General features: G+C 43.5%; 10 protein-coding genes. All 10 read right to left on the minus strand.

Annotated elements, in window-relative coordinates; genetic code table 11:
* Positions 1–160 precede the first annotated feature (160 nt).
* A complete protein-coding gene (locus tag ACHFIY_RS02895; RefSeq protein WP_410844550.1) occupies positions 161–1,783 on the minus strand; it encodes a hypothetical protein in 1,623 nt (540 codons plus the stop codon).
* A 234-nt stretch (positions 1,784–2,017) separates the two neighbouring features.
* Positions 2,018–3,730 (minus strand): family 43 glycosylhydrolase, encoded by a 1,713-nt coding sequence (locus ACHFIY_RS02900; RefSeq protein ID WP_410844551.1) that lies wholly within the window; start codon positions 3,728–3,730, stop codon positions 2,018–2,020.
* 75 nt (positions 3,731–3,805) lie between these two features.
* Complete coding sequence (locus ACHFIY_RS02905; RefSeq protein WP_410844552.1) at positions 3,806–5,332, minus strand: sialate O-acetylesterase; 1,527 nt, start codon at positions 5,330–5,332, stop codon at positions 3,806–3,808.
* 96 nt (positions 5,333–5,428) lie between these two features.
* Positions 5,429–6,220, minus strand: a complete 792-nt coding sequence (locus ACHFIY_RS02910; protein ID WP_410844553.1) for a rhamnogalacturonan acetylesterase — start codon at positions 6,218–6,220, stop codon at positions 5,429–5,431.
* 618 nt (positions 6,221–6,838) lie between these two features.
* Positions 6,839–9,145, minus strand: a complete 2,307-nt coding sequence (locus tag ACHFIY_RS02915; protein ID WP_410844554.1) for a glycoside hydrolase family protein — start codon at positions 9,143–9,145, stop codon at positions 6,839–6,841.
* A 230-nt stretch (positions 9,146–9,375) separates the two neighbouring features.
* Entirely contained in the window at positions 9,376–11,928 is a 2,553-nt protein-coding gene (locus ACHFIY_RS02920; RefSeq protein ID WP_410844555.1) for a hypothetical protein, read from the minus strand.
* A gap of 143 nt (positions 11,929–12,071) precedes the next feature.
* Positions 12,072–14,618 (minus strand): hypothetical protein, encoded by a 2,547-nt coding sequence (locus tag ACHFIY_RS02925; RefSeq protein WP_410844556.1) that lies wholly within the window; start codon positions 14,616–14,618, stop codon positions 12,072–12,074.
* Positions 14,619–14,631: 13 nt separating this feature from the next.
* Positions 14,632–15,435 (minus strand): DUF4350 domain-containing protein, encoded by an 804-nt coding sequence (locus ACHFIY_RS02930; protein ID WP_410844557.1) that lies wholly within the window; start codon positions 15,433–15,435, stop codon positions 14,632–14,634.
* A 408-nt stretch (positions 15,436–15,843) separates the two neighbouring features.
* Positions 15,844–18,048: a DUF5703 domain-containing protein gene (locus ACHFIY_RS02935; protein ID WP_410844558.1), complete on the minus strand. Its 2,205-nt coding sequence runs from the start codon at positions 18,046–18,048 to the stop codon at positions 15,844–15,846.
* A 220-nt stretch (positions 18,049–18,268) separates the two neighbouring features.
* Entirely contained in the window at positions 18,269–19,828 is a 1,560-nt protein-coding gene (locus tag ACHFIY_RS02940; protein WP_410844559.1) for a glycoside hydrolase family 43 protein, read from the minus strand.
* Positions 19,829–20,020: the final 192 nt, after the last annotated feature.

The raw sequence follows: 20,020 nt of genomic DNA on the forward strand, positions 1-20,020 counted from the left end.
AAATATGCCCCCATAAATGCCCAAAAATTCCCCCATAGTGGATGGAAAACTACTATAGAATGAAAGTTTTACACTCACCTGCACCTGAAAAAAATTAGCCCCTTCTTTTTTATTCCTCGTGCCACTTTGAGCCTTTGAGTCTTCGTGGCAAAAACCAAAATCATTTATAAATTAAAAAACTACGCTCTACAAAAGGGGCTGTTTGCACTTCGGGGCTAATGCTCCTGCCCCATTGATACGCAACCACCATAACTTTTACTGGGAACTTGGCACCCAATGGCAAGCTGGAGAAAATCAACTGGTTGCCTTCCACGTTTGCAGGACCGCTTTTTACAAAAAAAGAGACAGGCATACCCGAAGAAGCAGATGCCTTCAATAACAGTTTTTTTGTTGATACAGGCACATCTTTTATAGAAGCAAAATCAATCGTTTGCTTCTCCCCTTTTTCATTTGGTGTTAATACCAATTGTCCCGGCTCTATACAAGTTCGGTACTCTTCGTCCCCTTCAGTTTTAACGATGAAATAGGTAGATCCCGCTTTATAACTCCTTTCAGGGGCAAGCCTGAACGTGTTGCCAGTAATATGCTTGGCGTTGCCACAAAGCAATATTACATGCGGTTCGTTTTTGCCATGCCCTAAAGGCGTACCCGCAAACTTGAACGTGTCTGGTATAGCAGTAAGGAAAACAGGGTTTAGCGTAAAGGTTAGCCCATCCTCGCCAGTTATAAACGGTATTGGCCAAACAATGCCCTTGTAAAAGCCAGCAGGAGTGCCATCGTTGTTAGCAAAACCAGCTATTTGCGGCTTTCTTTTAAAATCAGCCGTGGCAAGCGCAATGGCATCTGCCGCCAGCTGCCTAGTAAAATACCAAGGGTAGTTTCTTTCATCACCTACGGCATCTTTATACATTTTCGGTTGCATCGGCAAGCCGCCTGGCAAAGGCAAGCCCGCTACCCAACCTTTGTTTAAGTCAACAGGCACTAACAAAGTATCATTTCCTTTCACCAGCCTTGCTTTCACTGCCTCGGCTATATAATCCGCCACCAGCTTTGTTAGCTCCTCGCTGCATTCAAAATGCCCTGTGTTGGGCGAAAAAAAATAAGAAAGCGGTTGCTGTTTTTCTTTTCTGTCTTTTAATACGCCTTGGTAATTCTTGATGGTATCAAAAGGGTGAATCAAGTCCTCCTTGTGCTGCGACCATTCAAAATATTCGCCTGCATTGCACATTACGGGTACACCAGTATTGTTATTAAACCCTGGGCCACCTTTCATTTTAAACGCAGCCAATATTCTATTGGCGTTGTTGCTTACCAATTCACCAACTAAGTTGTTAGTACCTGAATGCCCAATGCTTATCCACGGCACCCTTGCCAGCTCGCCATAGCCGGAAATGGCGGCCAGTGTATCCAAAATAGTTTGGATGTTTTTGCCGTTTACTTGCTTCGCCTTATCTTTTATGTCAATAAAAAAGCCAGGGCAAGACCATAGTATGGCAATATCATTTTCCCTGCATGTTTTCCTTATCAGCGGATGCTCGTCAAGCCATTGCTCCAGCACGTTCTGGCTGCTAATAATAACAGCTTTTATATGCCTGCACTGCGGCGGCACCCACAAATAATTGGTGCTGCTTTTGTCTTTCCCATTTGGTTGGGTAAAGGGAAGCGACACGCTAAACTGGTATTCTGTTTCTGGGGTGTGCCAAATAGGTTGCTTTGCTTGTGCAAATGACTGGCACACGCAAAACAAAAGGGCAAATGGCAGGATTTTATTTTTTAGCTGCATATTTAAAAATTTTAACCACAAGGAACACTAGGGTTTACACAAAGAACACAAGGAAATTCAGTAGTTTGCTCACTAAAATGACAAGAATGTTCTACTTAAAGGACACAAAGACTATGCAAACACCTTCCCTTTTAGAAAAAAAACAATTATATAGTGGGGGAAACAGCTAGGTCTCCGACTATCTCTAATTAGCGTAAAATTTTTATCCACTTCTTACAAGAATTGCAGTCTGCCTTATTCAACCTTTACTACTTTACCGGGCTTCGATACACCCGCCTCATTAAATACATCAACTGTAAACCAATAGCTATTGTTCGTATTTAAAGAACGTATATCCAGTGCAGTTTTCCCATTTACTATATAATTGCTGTATAGTTTATCACTAGCTATTCCATAACGCACATTATAACCAGTTGCCCCATCCACTTTTTCCCAAGACAGTTTAACTCTATGCTTGTCTTCTGGTTGCCTGATTATTGTAAAATCCGTAAATGCTTTTGGCAAAGGGGCATTTGCTTTGCCAAATACCCGAAGCCCTGAAATAGCAAACTTTCCATCGGGTGTTGCAATATTCATTACCCTTATGTATGCAGCCTTTATTGGCTTTTGCAACTGGAAATATGGGTGAGTTCGATCTTCATTGATTGTTGATTGATCAATAACTGTATGCCAGTTTTGCTTGTCATTTGAATACTCCACCACATATTGGTAGCCAGCTTGTACTTCAGGTCTGCCAAGCGTTTTTGTGTCTTGCTCCGCAAAATTTATTTGCATTGCGTTGATGGTAGGCTTGCCTTGTAAATCTACCATCAGCCACTCGCCCTTATTGCCAGTAGAAGCACTCCAATAGGTTTTAATATCCTCATCTACAGAAAATATAGGTTTGTATTTAACGGTATCTAAAGTAGAAGAAACGGTAACAGGCTTGTTGTAGGATAATAGCATCCACCCTTTGAACAATGCCTCCACATTGTCTATTTTTTTATCTGGGATAAGAAAAGGGTAATCGCCAAAACCTGTGAACACTTGCATGATACCATCCTTGTCAAACCCTGCGGGGAAAAGCCCAAGCCGCCTCTCGAATATATGTTTCACACTAATAACCATGGTCGAAACATGCCAGTAATTGCCGTATTTGTCCTGGAAAGTATTGCTATGACCCGCCCCGGCAATAAAACCACTAGGCTTATAAGAAAATGGGTTATGCGTTGCATAAGTAAAGGGGCCTAAAGGGTTAGTTGATTCATACACGCCATCTGCATAGCTTTTATATTGTGTGCCAGGGGCTGCATATTGAAGGTAATATTTACCATCGTGCTTATTTATCCATGAGCCTTCCATATAAGGGTTCCCGTTGCCCGTGTTTTCGTTGCCACCATGTTCAAACCCATGCTCCTTTGCATTGGAATAAATGGTGGGTATTGGGGTACCAATAAAAGAGAAGCCATTGTTATAATCTATCTCCACGGCTTTGAGCGGTTCTTTGCTGGAAGACCCGTAATAGAGATAAAGCCGTTTGTCATCGTCCAGAAACAGGCAAGGATCTATTACATGTATGGGTATTTGGCCACATTTCACCCAATTACCCAATACAGGGTCGCTGGTTTTATAAATGGTGCTGCCAGAAGCCAAAAAGTATAATTCATCCCCAATCACAACGGCAGTAGGGGCATAAGCCTCCCAAGGCAGGGTATTATTGGTTAAAAATTGCCAACTTTTCAAATCGTCTGATGCCCAGTAACCTCCCGATTTAGAAGCAAAAAGAAAATACTTGTTTTTAAAAAGTACAATCGTTGGGTCTGCCGCTTCTCTTCGTGATGGTGTATCTGGCCTAAAGCGGTAGCTAATATCCATTGGGTTGCAATAGGTATCCGGCTTTTTTAGTGCCTGTGCCTTCGATTGAAGGGCAGTGGCTATACATATAACCAGCAAAATAACTCTCAGCATTAGCAATATCTTTTTTATATCAAATAATTTTTAGGGTAGTTGGGGTTTGATAACCATGCACTCTAACCCACGCCCTTATTTAGCTACATCAGTCCTAAAAGGGCTAGCGGGCAAACCTTCTTCGTTGTACAAATTAACCTGTGGGCATAATCTCCAGCCCAGCCTTACCGCTTCGGGTTTATTGATGCCTTCGGCTGAAACAATTACTTTGTTGCCCTTGATAACTGCCTTGGCCGGCACAAATTTTTTGTCGGACTCAGCAATTACAAAATCTTTCAAGTCGCCGTCTTTAGCTGTCAATCCTTTGCCAATATGGGTAAAACTTATCTCTATAGTATTCCCCACCACTTTCATTGATTGGTAAATAGGGCCCATAAACTCTATCTTTTCTTTGTAAACCAACCCCTGTGCTGCCAATGCCAAACGCTCGCCCACGGGTTGCTTGTTGCCAGGGTGCACGTCCAACGTATCATCCGCATCGTTAATCACCGTCATGGAAGTATTGGGCAATTTCTGATAAGTAAGTAATTGTGCTTCCCTCAATTCGGGCTGGTGACCCTTCCATCCTGGTATCTGCACAATCATAAAAGGAAAATCGCCAATGCCCCACAAGCTCCTCCAATTGTTAATCATGGTAGGCAATAAAGTGCGGTATTGAATGCCTTGACCTCCATTTGCTTCGCCTTGGTACCACACTGCACCCTTGATGGCATAAGGTGCCAAGGGTAAAATCATGGTATTGTACAAGCCACTAGGGCCACCTCTTTCAGCAGGGGTAAGTGGTGCAGCAGGTTTACGTGGCATTTCTTTTTTATCCACTACAGCCGTGGCAGAATCGGCACTGTACTTTGCCATTGTTTTTTCAATATTTTCTTTGTATTTAGCCAGCTTACTGGGGAATTCTGCAAGGGCTTTGTAATAATTATCCAATATTGGCTTTAAGGTAGGGTTGGCTTCTAAAGAGTCTTTGCTAATCCAATTCTGGCAAGCAGTACCCCCGTAGGAAGAATTGATAATACCAATGGGGATTTTGATTTTCTTTTGTAATTCCCTAGCAAACAAGTAAGCCACGGCAGAAAAATCCTTAACCGTGGTAGTGTCGCAAACAAACCATTTGCCACCCGCATCAGCAATAGGCGCAGGAATATCCTCGCTCTTTTTCAAGGGAACTCTATATTGGCGAATGAGAGGATAGTTAGCCGCATCGGCAATCACCTCGCTCACTTTCGGATAATTGCCAATAGCCCTGATAGATCGTACCGGGAAACCCATATTGCTTTGCCCACTGCACAAAAACACATCGCCCACTAAAATATTCTTAACAGAAACGGTATTGCTACCAGCAATGGTCATGGTAAAAGGCCCTCCTTCTTTTAGGGGTTTTAGTTTAATCATCCACTTGCCATTGGCAGTTACCACAGTTTGCTTTTGCCCGGCAAATTCTACCGTAACTGTTTCGCCATCGCTGGCAGTGCCCCAAACCGGTACTGCAACACCCCGCTGCAACACCATATTGTCGGTAAAAAGGCTATTGGGCTTTACAGTAGCAAACGCCCCGCTACAAGAAAAAAGGGCAATAGCCGCAAAAAGTAATTGTTTCATAATTGTATATTTTAGACCCTTGATTAAATGATTTGACTGATTCTAATTACTAAACACATGACTGCAAAGGCTTTTATCAACATCATTTCCCAAACCTTATTCTTTTTCTTTTAAGTATTTATTCAACTTACAATGCTTCAGGTTTTGAATGCTTTTTGCTACCAAGGAAGCATTTAAAGTGGCACCAGCCATGGTGGTATGTGTATGATCTTTGGCTATATGGTATTTTTCAGTAACCGCAGCTTGACCCTCGGCATCATATACATCGGCAATCATGTTGTTTAAATCAATCGAAGGCACTTTTTCTTCTGCCGCTACCTGCAATGCCCAGCCTGCAAAACCCATCTCACCTCTTAGTAGCTTGCCATCTTTCCATTCATTTTTGGGTATGGACGAGCAAACAATAACCGTTACACCCTTCTCTTTTGCTAGCTTAATAAAACGTCGCATGTACCATCCAAAGCTGTGCACGGTTTCGTTTTGCTTGGTTACCGCATTGTATATCTTCAAACTATCTTCCCCTATCCCTTTTAAAGTGCCCCTTGCCCTTAAGCTGTCTGCAACAGCCCCTTGGTCGTTCAAGCCAAACTGTATTATCAAGTAATCGCCTTTTGCCAAATGGGTATACACCGTATCCCACATACCTCGCTTGTTTAATTTTTTGTCCCAAATGCCTCCTGTTTGAAAAGTCCTGGTACTGGTGCCGCCCTGCGCATAATTGCGGATAGATATCCTGTTTGTGTCAAAAAAAGTAGGCAGGAACTTGCCCCATCCCCACAAACCATTGCTCCCCGAACCATCATCCACGGTGGAGTCGCCAATTAGCCAAAGGGTAGGTTTCTTTTTTTCTTTTTGTATAAATGCAAATGCCGAAACGGCCAAAACCATACAGAGTGCTATTTTAAAAGTATGCTTCCTTGTTATACTTTTCATATTGATGGCCATGCCAATGATTAAATGATTAAAGTGGTAAAATAAAATGCCCGTTAACTCCAACGTTTTATAAAATGATCACCGCAGGCCTTTCCATGACGAAACTTATCCCAAATGTGCCTGGTACAATTTAAAAAAATGACTACCCTTTTCAGGACTTGCTTGTTGCAAACCACATTAAGTACAGTTCTTTAGTACAGCCGTTCCGTTCTAGCGTACGGTTCTTCCGTTCTTTAGTACAGTCGTTCTGTTATAGTGTACGGTTGTTCCGTTCTTTGGTACAGCCGTTCCGTTCTAGTGTACGGTTCCTCCGTTCTTTGGTACGGCCGTTCTGTTCCTTCCAACGGTTGTTCCGTTCCTTCCAACGGTTCTTCCGTTCTCTCCAACGGTTCTTCCGTTCTCACCAACGGTTCTTCCGTTCCTTCCAACGGTTCTTCCGTTCTCTCCAACGGTTGTTCCATTCCCTCTAACGGTTCTTCCGTTCTCGCCACCGGTTCTTCCGTTCTCTCCAACGGTTGTTCCGTTGTCTCCAACGATTGCTCCGTTCTTTGTCTATGTTCCGTTCAGCAAACCCTATTTTTTCAGTATGATAGTCGTGGTTTCGCCGGGCTTCAATTGTATCCGCTTTAAATCACGCACCTTATTCTCCCCCATCACCTGCTTTGCGGCTTTGCTGGTTTCTTCCATTATCGAAATACTCGCATCTAATGGCGTGGTATTGGTTACGGATACAACCAACTCCTCTTTTGTATCTTTCACGATGTTGGTAGCCACATTGTCAAAAGCCACTACCAAACCCTTGTCTTTCTGTATATATATGCCCGGCACTTCAATGGTGGTAAGCATCAACGAGGTTTCAGCCCATGTGGAAAGCGGCAACACATAGCCAATGTTTTCAACGCCCTCCCAATCGCCAAGGTTTATCCTTTCGCTAACATAGCCGTTAGTAGCGTTTCCGAGAGGCTTTTTAGGGTGAGGCAAATATTGGGTGATGTTATGAGCAATGTCCTGCAATAAATCTAAGTAAAATGGGTTGCCCGTATAACGGAACAGCTTTAGCAGCCCCACCCCCGAAGCCGTGCATAAGCCGGGCGATGCATGTTTGTTTTGCGTGTTGGCATACACCGTGCCAGCAGAATGGATGCTAGCCCTGCCATAAGCCGAGGTATCGGGAAAATGATAATTGTACCCAACCACCCATGTGGCCAATTGTTTGGCGGCATCCTCGGCAATGGGCAGCCATTTGCCATCGCCTGAAACTTCGTAAAGTGATACATAGCTTTCCAGCAAGCCTGCGATTGATTCAGAATCAAAATTCTGCACTGCATCGCCGGGGCCACCGCAGCTAATGCCTTTTTGGATAAAATTGGTATTGTAATAATCTGCAATAGCCATGGCCGTTTGCAAATATTTGGGTTCTTGGTAATATGCCGAGGCCAATGCCAATGCAGCAGGCACAATGCCCCCACTGCTGGAGCCTCCCACTACAATATCCCCCGTTTGGCTATCTACAAACTGCCCTATCTGGTGGTATTTGTCCCATAATTTCACAAAAACATCGCATACTTTTTTATTGCCATCGCTCCAAGATTGTTTTACGGGGATGCCCATTTTATCCATCAGCATAAATTGCTTGGTAATATACCAAACCGCATCGCCGCTCTTGCGGATGAGGTGCCAGTTTTTGGTATGGGGTTTCCTAATGTCGCCGCCCAGCCATTCTGTGCCTTTTCTGCCCGCATCGTAGTAAAATCCAGAGGGACTAATGCCATTGGGGAACAGCCAGTCGAAATTGCGCAATACATTTTCCTGTGTTTGCTTATTGCCCGCAAACAAGAGTGGATAGGTGCTAATCATGCCGCCTGTCCAGCCAATCTGCCAGTCCTGCAGGAAGTTTTCGCGAAAGCCAACAGAATAATAACCATATTGGGGAACAAAGTTCTTTTCATTAAATTTTTGCTCTAGCACTCCCATGCAGGCAGAATAAGGCAAGGCATTGGCCAGGAGGTTAGTGCCCGAGAAATCTTTTCTTATGGCTGCATACTTGTCAAAAATAGCCGTTGTTACGGGGGCTTTAAAGCCGTATAGCCTAAAAGTGATGGTTACTTCATCGCCAGTTTTAAAGTCTTTGGGCATATCCCAGCTTGGGTAGTGGGCATCGTTTTGCTTGTATAGATACTGTTCCCGCACAATGGGGGAAGTGATGGACAAAGTTGCTTTTTCCCTGTTCCTGCTCTCTGCAATGTCCATCCCATAATCGCCCAGGCTGTTGCCTTGTTTGGTCAATAGCCAAATGCCCGTTTTTGCAGTATCTGAAATAAAACCAATACTCGGCACAGCCATATCGCCACTGCGCTCCTGTATCCTAGAAACAGCGCCATTGCCGTTTAGTTTTGGCACATCGGTGAGTATAATGGGCTTGTCTATGCCAATATCCTGCACTTCATACAACTTAGGGGAGTAACGCAGCCTCCGCCACTCGTAGCGGTTGCCATTATAAGCGGCTGAAGGGAGCAGCACATAATTTTTCTCGCTCCATTTATCAAAATCAATGTCAACGGATACACTTGCCACATCCACATGGCCACTTGTACACTTAAACGTTACATTGTATTCAACAGCATCTGGCTTATCCAAAACGAAGTTTGCAAGGGTGCTTACCTCCCACTTTGATTGCTGGAAAACCTGTTGCTGCTTTGCACCGCCTAGGGGGAATTTATTTTGGTTAATGAGTAAATTGTATTGTTCCTTGTTGTATTGATTTATCCTAGCGGATATATGCCCATTGCTGGAAGCCAACCAATTGCTGATGGGCAAGGGTATTTGTGCCGATAAGTATTGGGCGGAAAGTACATAAAAAGCAAACAATAATTTTTTCATATTTATATTTATAAAACGTATACATCATTAAATCATCATACCCATTCGCTTTCTGCATCCCCGTCATTTCGAGGCACGAGAAATCTAATTGTAATAATCTTGCATCAATTTCCCGAAAGCTTAAAGCTTTCGGGAAATTTAATACCCGGTTAGATTTCTCCTATCGTCGAAATGACGGGGAGGGGGTGGCTTAACCGAACTAACCTCTATCGAAAACTAGGATAAAATTGCTACTTCTTGCTCTTAATATCCAATACCGTCCTGCCACTTTCATTTTCAACAAAACCAATTACTTGTGCCTCGCCATTAACCCACTTAACGGTAAGCTTTGTATGGCTTTTGTCCCATGAGGTTTTGGGCAACTCATCCCCATTCCTATAAGGGTACAATAATACCTTGTAGGCTGGCGAAACTGCATCTGCAGGTATAATCAGCTTCCTAATTGGCCCGTACTTGCTTTTGGGTATATTGCTTCGCCATTCTTGTATAACTGGCTGCCCTGCATTGTCCGCATTTAAAACCCTTACTAATAACATGGGTTGCTTTTCTGGTATTTTTGCACCTTTCTCCAATATGCCTTCCAAGGTATCTTTGCCAAAACTTGTTAATTGCTTAGGGTCGTTGCCAGTAAGCAGTATATCCATTTCCTTGTCATTGGCCTTGTCTATTTTCACTATTTGAATATCATGTTCCAAGGTTAATATCCAATCAAAATGATGGGTATTTTCATCTTTTGAAATATCATCTACTACCAATGCATAAGGCTTTGAGGAACGGATAATGCCAGCAGTCCTGAATGCCTTTTTAACAGGATAGTTAACCTGCCTCATTACTGGCTTTATGGCTCCATCCGGAAATATCCAATGTGGTGATTCACTTTTAGGCACATTCAAATACGCATAAGGCAGCTTGGTATAGCTAAAATAATTAATGGAATGGTTTTCCAGTTCCCACCCTTTGGGTAGTGGTATTTTATTGCCCCTTACATCTTCGGCTGTATATAAGCCCCTTTTATAATCATATTCCTTCCAGTTCCAATCCCAGGCATATTTTGCATCACCAGTTGCAAATGTGAAGAAAGCCTCATCTTTAAAATCAACCATTGTGGCAGGGGTATATTCTACTTGTGGCTGCTTGTCAATCACTACAACGCTTTGCTTAAAATTATCAAAGGCATGAATGCCCTGCACTGGCGACCAAACCCTGCCTGCACCTGCCAGCATTATCGCATTCCTATCCGAAGAGGGGTGGCCACCGTTTGCTTGGCGTGTGTGCATGTTCAGCATCAGGGCATCTTTGGTATCCCAACTGCTCCTTGTCATCATCAAGGCACGCTCGCCACAAAAAAAGGTATTGCCTAAGCCAAGCTTAGCAGGGTTGCTATTAGTTACATCAAAGTCAGTGGCAAAAATGGCATAAAACAATAAGCCATTGTAGTAGCCAAAGCCATCTGGCCTCACGGGTATATTACTATAATCTTCCCCAACTACGGTACGATATACCCAGTCTATTTTTTTATCATTTGGAAACATATATTTTAATCCCAGCAAATCGCAAGAGGTGAAACCTGCTTCTTTTGCATGGCTACCGCCGAGTAAATCATATTTCACCAAGCCATCTTGTGTGGGGATGACACTATGGGGCAAAAAATGGTTGGCATAAGCCTGTAAGTAAGGATGGCCGGAAATATCCTCGAACCCGTACATTTTTAAGCGTTTGGCAAATGCAATGATGCCATCCATGCCCAGCTGATTTTTGGCTTCGCCCTCATAAGTTGCACCAGACTTGAACCAGCCATAGTTCAATAAATTGCGCCAGCCACGGTACATCCCTTTTACTTTCAGTTCGTTAAAACCTGGCTCCCCTTCAATAGCCAGCACTTCAAACAACCAATTAGAAAAAGAAGCCCAGTTGCTGCGCGAGCCTTCGGCTGTATTGAATGTGCCGTAATTATCATGCGACCAAGTAGTTTGTGCCAACTCATCATGTATAATTTTCTTTTGCTCGGGCGTTAACCAATTGAAAATAAAGTCGTATGTAAATGCCAATTGATATGTTCCTACTGGCTGCTCAATTGGTTTTGTAATATTATTTGCAGCCCTCAATGAATCCCTTTTGGCAACATCAACCTTTAAAGCCGTAACTACAACTTTTGCAAGTTTTTGTGCTGCTAACCCATCGTTATCTATCAAACAACGAAAACCCTCGAGCGAAAAAACACTCCAGTAATATGGAGGGAAACTTCTAGCGGAACCGTCAGCAAGCTTATTGTAATATTCCAAAGCCAGCGAATTATGGTTGTACTCTTCCCCCTTTACCCTTGGTACACCTAGCCTCCATAAGGGCATTTTGCCGTGTAGCCCACCAAACTCGCCTTTAATTACATCGGGCTGTGCATAAAAGTCTTTATCATCGTATTTGCCTTTCATCATTTCTGTCCATGAAAGGATATTTTTCCAAGCTTCTTGCCCGCATTTTGTTTCTTTCAGGTTCTTCCTTATGTCGGGCAAATCTTCTGGCCCAAAATATACACGGGGATGGATGCCGGGTGCAGGCACTTGCCGCAACTTACGGACATTTGTTTGGTCAAGCAGTACATTCCTTGAGCCAAAATCATTTGGCTTTAATGAACCCCATAATATCAACCCAGGCTTGCCATTTATATCAGTATAATTGGAATAAGAATCCGCAGGCTTATCAGCAAACGGAGAAATTGTTTGGGCAAAGGCTATGCTTGCGCATCCTATTGCAACAATACCTATAATTAAAACTGATTTTATCATTTATAAAGCTGTTTTTCTTTATTGCTTTTTTTCACCATATGGTCGCATATGACTCATACATGGATTATGTGCGAGTAAAAAACATGGATTTTTTTGGGTTTTCTTTTATATTTTTCAATTTCCTTATTAATTTTTAATAAGGCTTATTTCTTGCTACTAATATCCAACACCGTCCTGCCACTTTCATTTTCAGCAAAGCCAATAATCTGGGTTTCGCCATTAGCCCATTTAACAGTGAGCTTAGTATGGCTTTTATCCCACGAAGTTTTGGGCAATTCATCGCCATTCCTGTAAGGGTACAATAATACCTTGTAAGCTGGCGAAACAGCATCTGCATGTATCACCAGTTTTCTAACAGGGCTATTTACACTTTTAGGCGTGTTACTGCGCCATTCCTCAATCACTGGCTGGCCAGCATTGTCTGCATTTAAAACCCTAACCAGCAGCATGGGCAGCTTTTCGGGTATTTTAGCACCTTTTTCCATGATTCCTTGCATGGTGTCTTTGCCAAAACCCGCCAACTGCTCAGGGTCGTTGCCCGTAAGCAGTATGTCCATTTCCTTGTTGTTCAATTTGTTTACGCTTACTATCTGTATATCATGTTCAAGGGTCAATATCCAGTCGTAATGATGGGCAGTTTCATCCTTTGCAATATCATCCACTACCAAGGCATAAGGCTTTGCAGAACGGATAATGCCAGCAGTTCTGAATGCTTTTTTCACGGGATAGTTTACTTGCTTTATAACCGGCCTCACGGCTCCATCGGGCAATATCCAGTGTGGTGATTCGCTCCTTGGCCTGTCCAAATAAGCATAAGGTAACTTGGTATAGCTGAAATAGTTGGTGGAATGGGTTTCCAGTTCCCAGCCTTTTGGTAGTTCCACTTTGTTATCCCTTACATCTTGGGCAGTATAATAGCCTTTTTTGCGTTCCTGCTCTTTCCAGTTCCAGTCCCACGTATATTTGGCATCGCCCACTGCAAAAGTGAAAAATGGTTCGTCTTTAAAATCTACAATGGTTGCCGGGCCATATTCTGTCTGTGGCTGCTTGTCTATCACCACAACGCTTTGCTTGAAATTATCAAACGAATGCCCACCCTGGACAGGCGACCAAACCCTGCCTGCACCTGCCAGCATAATGGCATTGCGGTCAGCAGATGGGTGACCTCCGTTAGCTTGGCGAGTGTGCATGTTCAGCATCAAGGCGTCCTTGGTTTCCCAACTGCTTCTTGTCATCATCAAGGCACGCTCGCCACAAAAAAAGGTATTGCCAAAGCCTAGCTTGGCGGGGTTGCTATTGTCGGCATCGAAGTCAGTGGCAAAAATGGCAAAAAACAACAAGCCATTGTAATAGCCGTCTGGCCTGTCAGGTACATTGCTGTAATCTTCACGCATGGCAGTACGGTACACCCAGTCTATCTTTTTATCGTCAGGGAACATATATTTTAGCCCCAGCAAATCGCATATGGTAAAGCCGCCCCCCTTTGCCCTGCTGCCCCCCAGCAAATCGTATTTCACAAAGCCATCCTGCGTTGGTATGATACTATGCGGTAAAAATTGGTTAGCATAAGCCTGTAAGTAAGGGTGGCCAGAAATATCCTCGAAACCATACATTTTCAGCCGCTTTGCAAAAGTGATGATGCCATCCATTCCCAACTGGTTTTTGGCTTCGCCTTCATATGTAGCTCCAGATTTGTACCAGCCATAGTTCATCAAATTGCGCCAGCCACGGTACATACCCTTTACTTTCAGGTCGTTAAACCCAGGTTCCCCTTCAATGGCCAGCACTTCAAATAACCAATAGGAGAAAGTGGCCCAGTTGCTACGGGAGCCTTCGGCAGTATTGAAAGTGCCGTAATTATCATGCGACCAAGTGGTTAAAGCCAGCTCATCGTGCATCGTTTGCTTTTGCTCGGGCGTTAACCAATTAAAAATAAAGTCGTAGGTAAATGCCAGTTGAAATGCACCCACAGGTTGTTCAATGGGCTTGGTAATATTCTTTGCCACCCTTAGCGAATCCCTTTTGGCAACATCGATTTTTAAAGCTGTAACCACAGCTTTAGCTAGTTTTTTCGCAGCTTCCTTGTCGTCATCTATCAAGCAACGGAAAGCCTCCAGCGAAAAAACATTCCAGTAAAAGGCAGGGAAACTGGTAGCCGAACCATCGGCTAATTTGTTGTAATATTCCAAGGCGAGCGAGCTGTGGTTGTACTCCTCCCCTTTTACCCTTGGCACCCCCATCCTAAACAAAGGCACTTTGCCATGCAGCCCACCAAAATCGCCTTTCTGTACATCGGGTTGTGCATATGGGGCTTTGTCGTTGTATTTGCCTTTCATCATCTCCGTCCAGCAAAGGATATTTTTCCATGCTTCTTGCCCACACTTTGTTTCTTTCAGGTTCTTCCTGATGTCGGGCAAATCGTCTGGCCCAAAATAAATACGGGGGTGGATGCCAGGTGCAGGCACTTGCCGCAACTTGCGGACGTTTGTTTGGTCTAACGGTACATTCCTAGAGCCGAAATCATTTGGTTTCAATGAACCCCATAGTATCACGCCAGACTTGCCATTAATATCGTTATAATTGGAATATGAATTCGCAGGCTTGTCAGCAAAAGGGGAAGTTGTTTGGGCAAAGGCTGTGCTTGCGCATCCTATTGCAACAATCCCTGTAATCAAAACTGATTTTATCATTTTAATATTGTTTTTATTTACTTTCTTTAAACAGCCATTTTGTAAAATCATCAGCGGCTTTATTGTTGTCCCAACCATTTTTATAGCCTAGTCTTCCGTTGAGGTATTCGTTATAAAACCAAGGGTCGCCAATTACTACAACCATACCCTTGCCTACTTTGGCAGCCGCCCCTACAATGTATTTTTCTGTTTGGTGTACCAGTATAGGCTTGGCTGTCTTGGATAAGTTTAATGAGCTCACCTCTTTTAAATACACTTTTTTTGCAGTGGTAAAAATGGGATCGCCTTGGGGGATGAGAAAAGCCGCCATTTCATATTTATCGTTGTACACCTTGCTCTTGCTATCGCCATTCAGGTGGATGCCGAAGGTTTCGGTGAGGTGGTTCAGGTGTTCAAATTCCACGTTCAGGGTATCGTTGGCCATTACTACTAGCACACCGCCTTTCTTCACCCATTTGGCAATGGCTTTAATATGTTCATGTTGTATAAAATTGGGGGTTGCCGTTTCTTTCTCCGTGTCTGGGTCCACCATCAGGTAAACAGATGTACCCTTTAAATTCTTTTTGGTTGGCGCAGCTTCCAGACTTTTCAGTGCAAAACCATTCTGTACAAAAACAGCCCCGAGTTTGCTGTAGCCACTTTGGGCGGTGTCTTCCCAAGTATAATGGAAACGCTCCATTTCGCCTTTGCTGTTCTTCTTAAACTCGTGGTTGAAGAAATAATCGAGTATTACGGTTTTTGTTTGGCTGTAGGATACGCCATTGGCCAAGAGCATCAGCAGTATGGCAAAACAATCTTTCATTTTCTTTTTTTTCATTTTTTTTCATTTTTTTTCATTTACCATATAGGCACAATAGGACACATAGATTTTAGAAAGTAAAAAGAGAATACATAGTTTTTTCACTCATTGCCATCCAGTTATATCTACTATTGCATTGTATTAAGAATAATATAGCGCTTCTTATTTTCCGCTTAAACTTTATTCATCCTTGCTTTATTCTTCGTTCAGCCTTCGCAAGTTGTTCGCTAGACATTCTCGAGTTATTCGCAAGTCATTTACCCCGCCTTCGTTCATCCTTCGTTCATCCTTCGTTATAGCTGCGCTATAACTTCGCTCCGCATTTAGGGAGCGTTCGAAAATTAATCGCAAGTTTGTCGGATGTAAATTCAGGTGCTTTTGTTCAACATCTATTAAATTATCTTCACCGAATATCTCCTGGCTTAATTATTCATTTACCATTTTCAATTTCTTTCCACTAGCGGTTTCAATAGCTGAACTCACCATTTTTCCATCCTTCCATTCAACCCTTACGGTTGATTGGCCTTCTGTATGCAGCTTGAAATTTACATTCCATTGCTTGGGGAAAGCGGGCAACAGTAGCACATCGTTACCCACGCATTGCAACAGCATCAATTGCAAGGCGTTTTGCAATACCCCGCCATGGTCTTCGTCTGGCGAATAATCATGCCCTGGCCCCCAGAATGCCGGGAACCGGAAATCGTTGTCTTTCTTGTCTTTTGCATTTTTGAGGCTGCAAATTTTAATCAGTTCATTTTTAGCTGCTTCGGTTTCGCCTAGTAAGGCGGCAGACAAAATATCGTGGTGCCAGCAGCCAACGGTTTTTATCATGCGCTCATTAAATGTATTCTTGGCCAGCTGCAAATCTGGCTTGTTAAGCCCATACACCCGGAAAGGGAAAATGGTGTACAATTCGGGGTTTTCGGTGTTGTGGCGTATGGAATCTGTTTGCTCGGCCACTGCAATTACGGGCTTGCCATTTTTAGTACCCATTGGCAAATCGGGGGCAATGGCTAGGTATTGCTGCCAAGTACTCCGCCGCTGCGTGCTTACAAGGTTGTCTGGAAGGGCAAGCAATGTTTTAATGATATAGGTAAACCCTGCAATATCGGTGGCGGGGTTTTTAGCTTTCCAGTAGGTTTCCATGGCATTGTCGGGATAAAAAACCAGCTTGCCTGTGGCATCCTTTTTAAACCGTTCCGTAAAAAAGCGGAGGGCATCATCTGCTAGGGGCAATAATTTTGTTTTGGCAAAATCAACATCGCCACTGTAATTGTAATAGTCCAGCATCATTGCCAGCAGTTCCAGGGATTGTGTATAATAATGCTGCACATACCCAGGCTTTGAATCGTCTTTTGCTTCGGCTACCAGCCCATAAAATGGGGAGGTCTCGGCAAAACAAACCCCATTTACTCCATACATATTTTTTACTGCTTCCTTATTTCCAGGCACCATGTTGAGGTACATATTGAAAAATGGCTGTAACAAGTCAAAATCGCCAGCGGCCAGCATAGGCCAGTACATGTGCCGTGTGTTCTGCATCCAATAACTGCCGCCCCAGCTCCTGAAATCGCCATTCACGGCAACAGGGTGTTTCATTTTATTCTTGTCAGCAAGCAGCAATGTATCATCCATTGTAAAAATAGAACCATTGTATTTGATAGCATAATTGCCTCTCCCAGCACATGCAGATACGAACCGTTGCAAAATATACGCCCTAGTGATGGTTTCTGCATCCTTGTCGCCATCTAAAAACACCCAGCTACGGTTCCAGAATGCATTCCACCAACGTTTGTGTGCTTCATAGTCGGCGGTAAACAAGGTTGCGTCCCTCATTTTAGATAGTGCAATTTGCTGCCACCCATTGATGGTAGGCTCGTTGTTGGTAGCAACTGTAATGCTGATGTTGCTTTTTTTCTGTGGGGATGAAGAGACCAATGTGGTTTCATCCTTTGTAACCAAGCCATCTCCTTGGGCTATGGCACCAAATTTTAGGTTGGTCAATTGAGGTGTTTTTTTATTTTGGTTTTGGTAAACCCATGCAATTTTGTTGGGCTGGTTGGCAATTATATCATCGATGTGCAGTTTGCTTCTTAGCAACGAGTCTTTAGCAGCCTGTATAGCGGGCGTACGTAACGATTCAAAAGAAAGTGTATATTCATCCGGCTGAAGGCTTGCCGCATCTACATGGATAACTGGGTGGTTGGCATCTACCCAAACCTTTAGGGTTAAATTGTTATTGCCTTTTATGGTGATAGTACCTGTTCTTAGGTCTAATACCTGTGAAGAAAATGCCCCTTCCTTCAAAGGGTTTCCATTGATGTGCAGGCGCATCCTACCAATTTTCAATAACCCTTCCGTGGTGCTAGGGTTCTCAGACCAACTATCTGACTTTCCAATGTAAAAAAGTAAGTCACCCGTTTTTTCAACCCAAACATTCAAGCCAATATCTCCATTGCCTATAGGCATAGAGCCTTTGCTATTTCCACTGGGGGTGTTCCAGAAAACATTGTAGTTGTCAAGGCGTTTTAATACCTCTGCATCTGCCTTGGTTGATTGGGCGTTTATATGCCCAATGGAAAGTAGACAGGCAAAAGCTAAGGCTATATTATATAAATACTTTTTTTTCATTGTTCATTTTTTTACCACGGGTTGCACCCGTGGCTACTAATGTAAGGTGCATTTCAAAACTTCTCTAATTGCCTTACTCTTAAATTGCTAAACCCACCCCCTAACCCCCTCCGAGGAAGGGAAAGCGAAGAACTAAGCGAAGATTTAAAATGGACGGTTTTATTAATCTCAATTTTCCTCCTTCGTGCTTCTTTGTGCTTTTGTGCCTTTGTGGCTATTTCTATTTCACCAATGGCTCGTATTTAAACCAATCAAAATCTGCATTGGCGGTAGATTTTTGCCCATTGCCAGCGGCATACAGCCCTATGATTACGCCATTGTAGCCCCCTGAAACTTCTGTACCTAAGAACCTTGTGTTTATTTTGCCAATCTCAACTGCTGCTCCTTTGTCCTGCTTATAATAGAAGGTATATATTTTTTTATCCCCTTGTACCATCAATTCCACCTCGCCATCGGCAATAGGTATTTGGCGCATCGTTTGGTTCAATGAATCCAATGTGTAGCGGAGATTAATTTGCCTTTTGCCCCCTTTGGTGCTGATAAAGCAATCGTAATGGAAGCGGTTATCCATCATCATCGTCAGGCCTGCTTCTTCATTTGCTTTTTTTGGGTTGAAATCTATTTTGGTAGAAGCCGTAAAATCGAAGTGTTGTTGCCGCCTTGCTATCAAGGTTGGCGATTCCCAATCGTAGAGACTGTATTCAGCGCCTTTTAGGCGTATATATCCTGGGCGTTCCGATAATGAATAATTTGCAGAATCTGGGTTGCGGAGGTGTAGCCACTCATAGCTTAATGGCCTGTCGAAACCAGTGAACACGGTGGTATTAAAAGGCTGTGGTATTGCTGCTTGGTAGTTGGGCGGCGTTTTCTTGATGGTTATATCGCTTTGACCATTCCCATTCACGGTAGGCCAGTCGCCGTCAGGCCATTCAACAGGGGTTAGGCAAGTTTCCCGGCCAATAAAGTGTATGCCATCTACCGCAGGGCGGAAACCAAGGTGCACCATCCACCAACTGCCATCGGTAGCCTGTATCATGTCTGCATGGCCGGTGCCTTGTAATTGGCTGTAAGACATGCGGTTGGTTAATATGGGGTTGTGCGGGCAACTTTCGTAAGGCCCCCAGATATTGCTGCTCCTCCCAATAGCTACGGAGTGGCCATAAGCCGTGCCACCTTCGGCCGTTTGCAAATAGTAGTACCCATCTTTTTTGTACATGTGCGGGCTTTCCACATAGGTGCCGCCACTACCCTTCCAAATTTCTTTTATGTCGCTAAGCCTTTTGCCTGTTCTACTATCAATTTCCGATTGGTAAATAGCCCTTGGGTCGCTGGATTTTGTACCACGGTTAGATATAAAATAGGTCTTGCCATCTTCGTCCCAAAACAAAGAAGGGTCAATGCCGCTTTGGTCCACATGGATGGGTTCGCTCCAAGGCCCTGCTGGGTTGGTTGCTGTAACATAAAAATTGCCATAACCCATATTGCCCGTAACCAAGGTAACCACCATGTAAAATACTCCCTCGTGATAGCGGATGGTGGGTGCATAAATGCCATTGGAAGGCTTGCAATTTTTCAAAGGCAATTGGGATGCCCTGTCCAGCACATTGCCAATCTGCTGCCAATGCACCATATCGGTACTGTGCCAAACTGGCACACCAGGAAAATACTCGAAACTGCTGTTTACAAGGTAATAATCGTTGCCCACGCGGCAAATACTAGGGTCTGGGTAAAAACCGGGGATGACAGGATTTTTGTAGCCTTGTGCTATGCTAGCACTCAAGCTGAATAAGAATATTAAGCAAGCAAGCAACATTTTTTCAAGATAAGCCACAGCAACCATTTATATCGTTCTTAAAAAGAACGCAATGGTAACATTTAATTTGCGAAAGGGATTGCTTGCATGTGTACAACACTATACCGCATGGGGCAGAATGGATTGAAACCAGAGGGCAAATCCTAATGCAGGCAGTTT

This window comes from Parasediminibacterium schistidii, from assembly GCF_046546515.1.
In the GTDB taxonomy this organism is placed as follows: Bacteria; Bacteroidota; Bacteroidia; order Chitinophagales; family Chitinophagaceae; genus Parasediminibacterium.

Excerpts from the sequence above, each read along its gene's own strand:
- ACHFIY_RS02895 (WP_410844550.1), bottom strand. The coding sequence starts at position 1,783 with ATGCAGCTAAAAAATAAAATCCTGCCATTTGCCCTTTTGTTTTGCGTG.
- ACHFIY_RS02900 (WP_410844551.1), bottom strand. The coding sequence starts at position 3,730 with ATGCTGAGAGTTATTTTGCTGGTTATATGTATAGCCACTGCCCTTCAA.
- ACHFIY_RS02905 (WP_410844552.1), bottom strand. The coding sequence starts at position 5,332 with ATGAAACAATTACTTTTTGCGGCTATTGCCCTTTTTTCTTGTAGCGGG.
- ACHFIY_RS02910 (WP_410844553.1), bottom strand. The coding sequence starts at position 6,220 with ATGGTTTTGGCCGTTTCGGCATTTGCATTTATACAAAAAGAAAAAAAG.
- ACHFIY_RS02915 (WP_410844554.1), bottom strand. The coding sequence starts at position 9,145 with ATGAAAAAATTATTGTTTGCTTTTTATGTACTTTCCGCCCAATACTTA.
- ACHFIY_RS02920 (WP_410844555.1), bottom strand. The coding sequence starts at position 11,928 with ATGATAAAATCAGTTTTAATTATAGGTATTGTTGCAATAGGATGCGCA.
- ACHFIY_RS02925 (WP_410844556.1), bottom strand. The coding sequence starts at position 14,618 with ATGATAAAATCAGTTTTGATTACAGGGATTGTTGCAATAGGATGCGCA.
- ACHFIY_RS02930 (WP_410844557.1), bottom strand. The coding sequence starts at position 15,435 with ATGAAAAAAAAGAAAATGAAAGATTGTTTTGCCATACTGCTGATGCTC.
- ACHFIY_RS02935 (WP_410844558.1), bottom strand. The coding sequence starts at position 18,048 with ATGAAAAAAAAGTATTTATATAATATAGCCTTAGCTTTTGCCTGTCTA.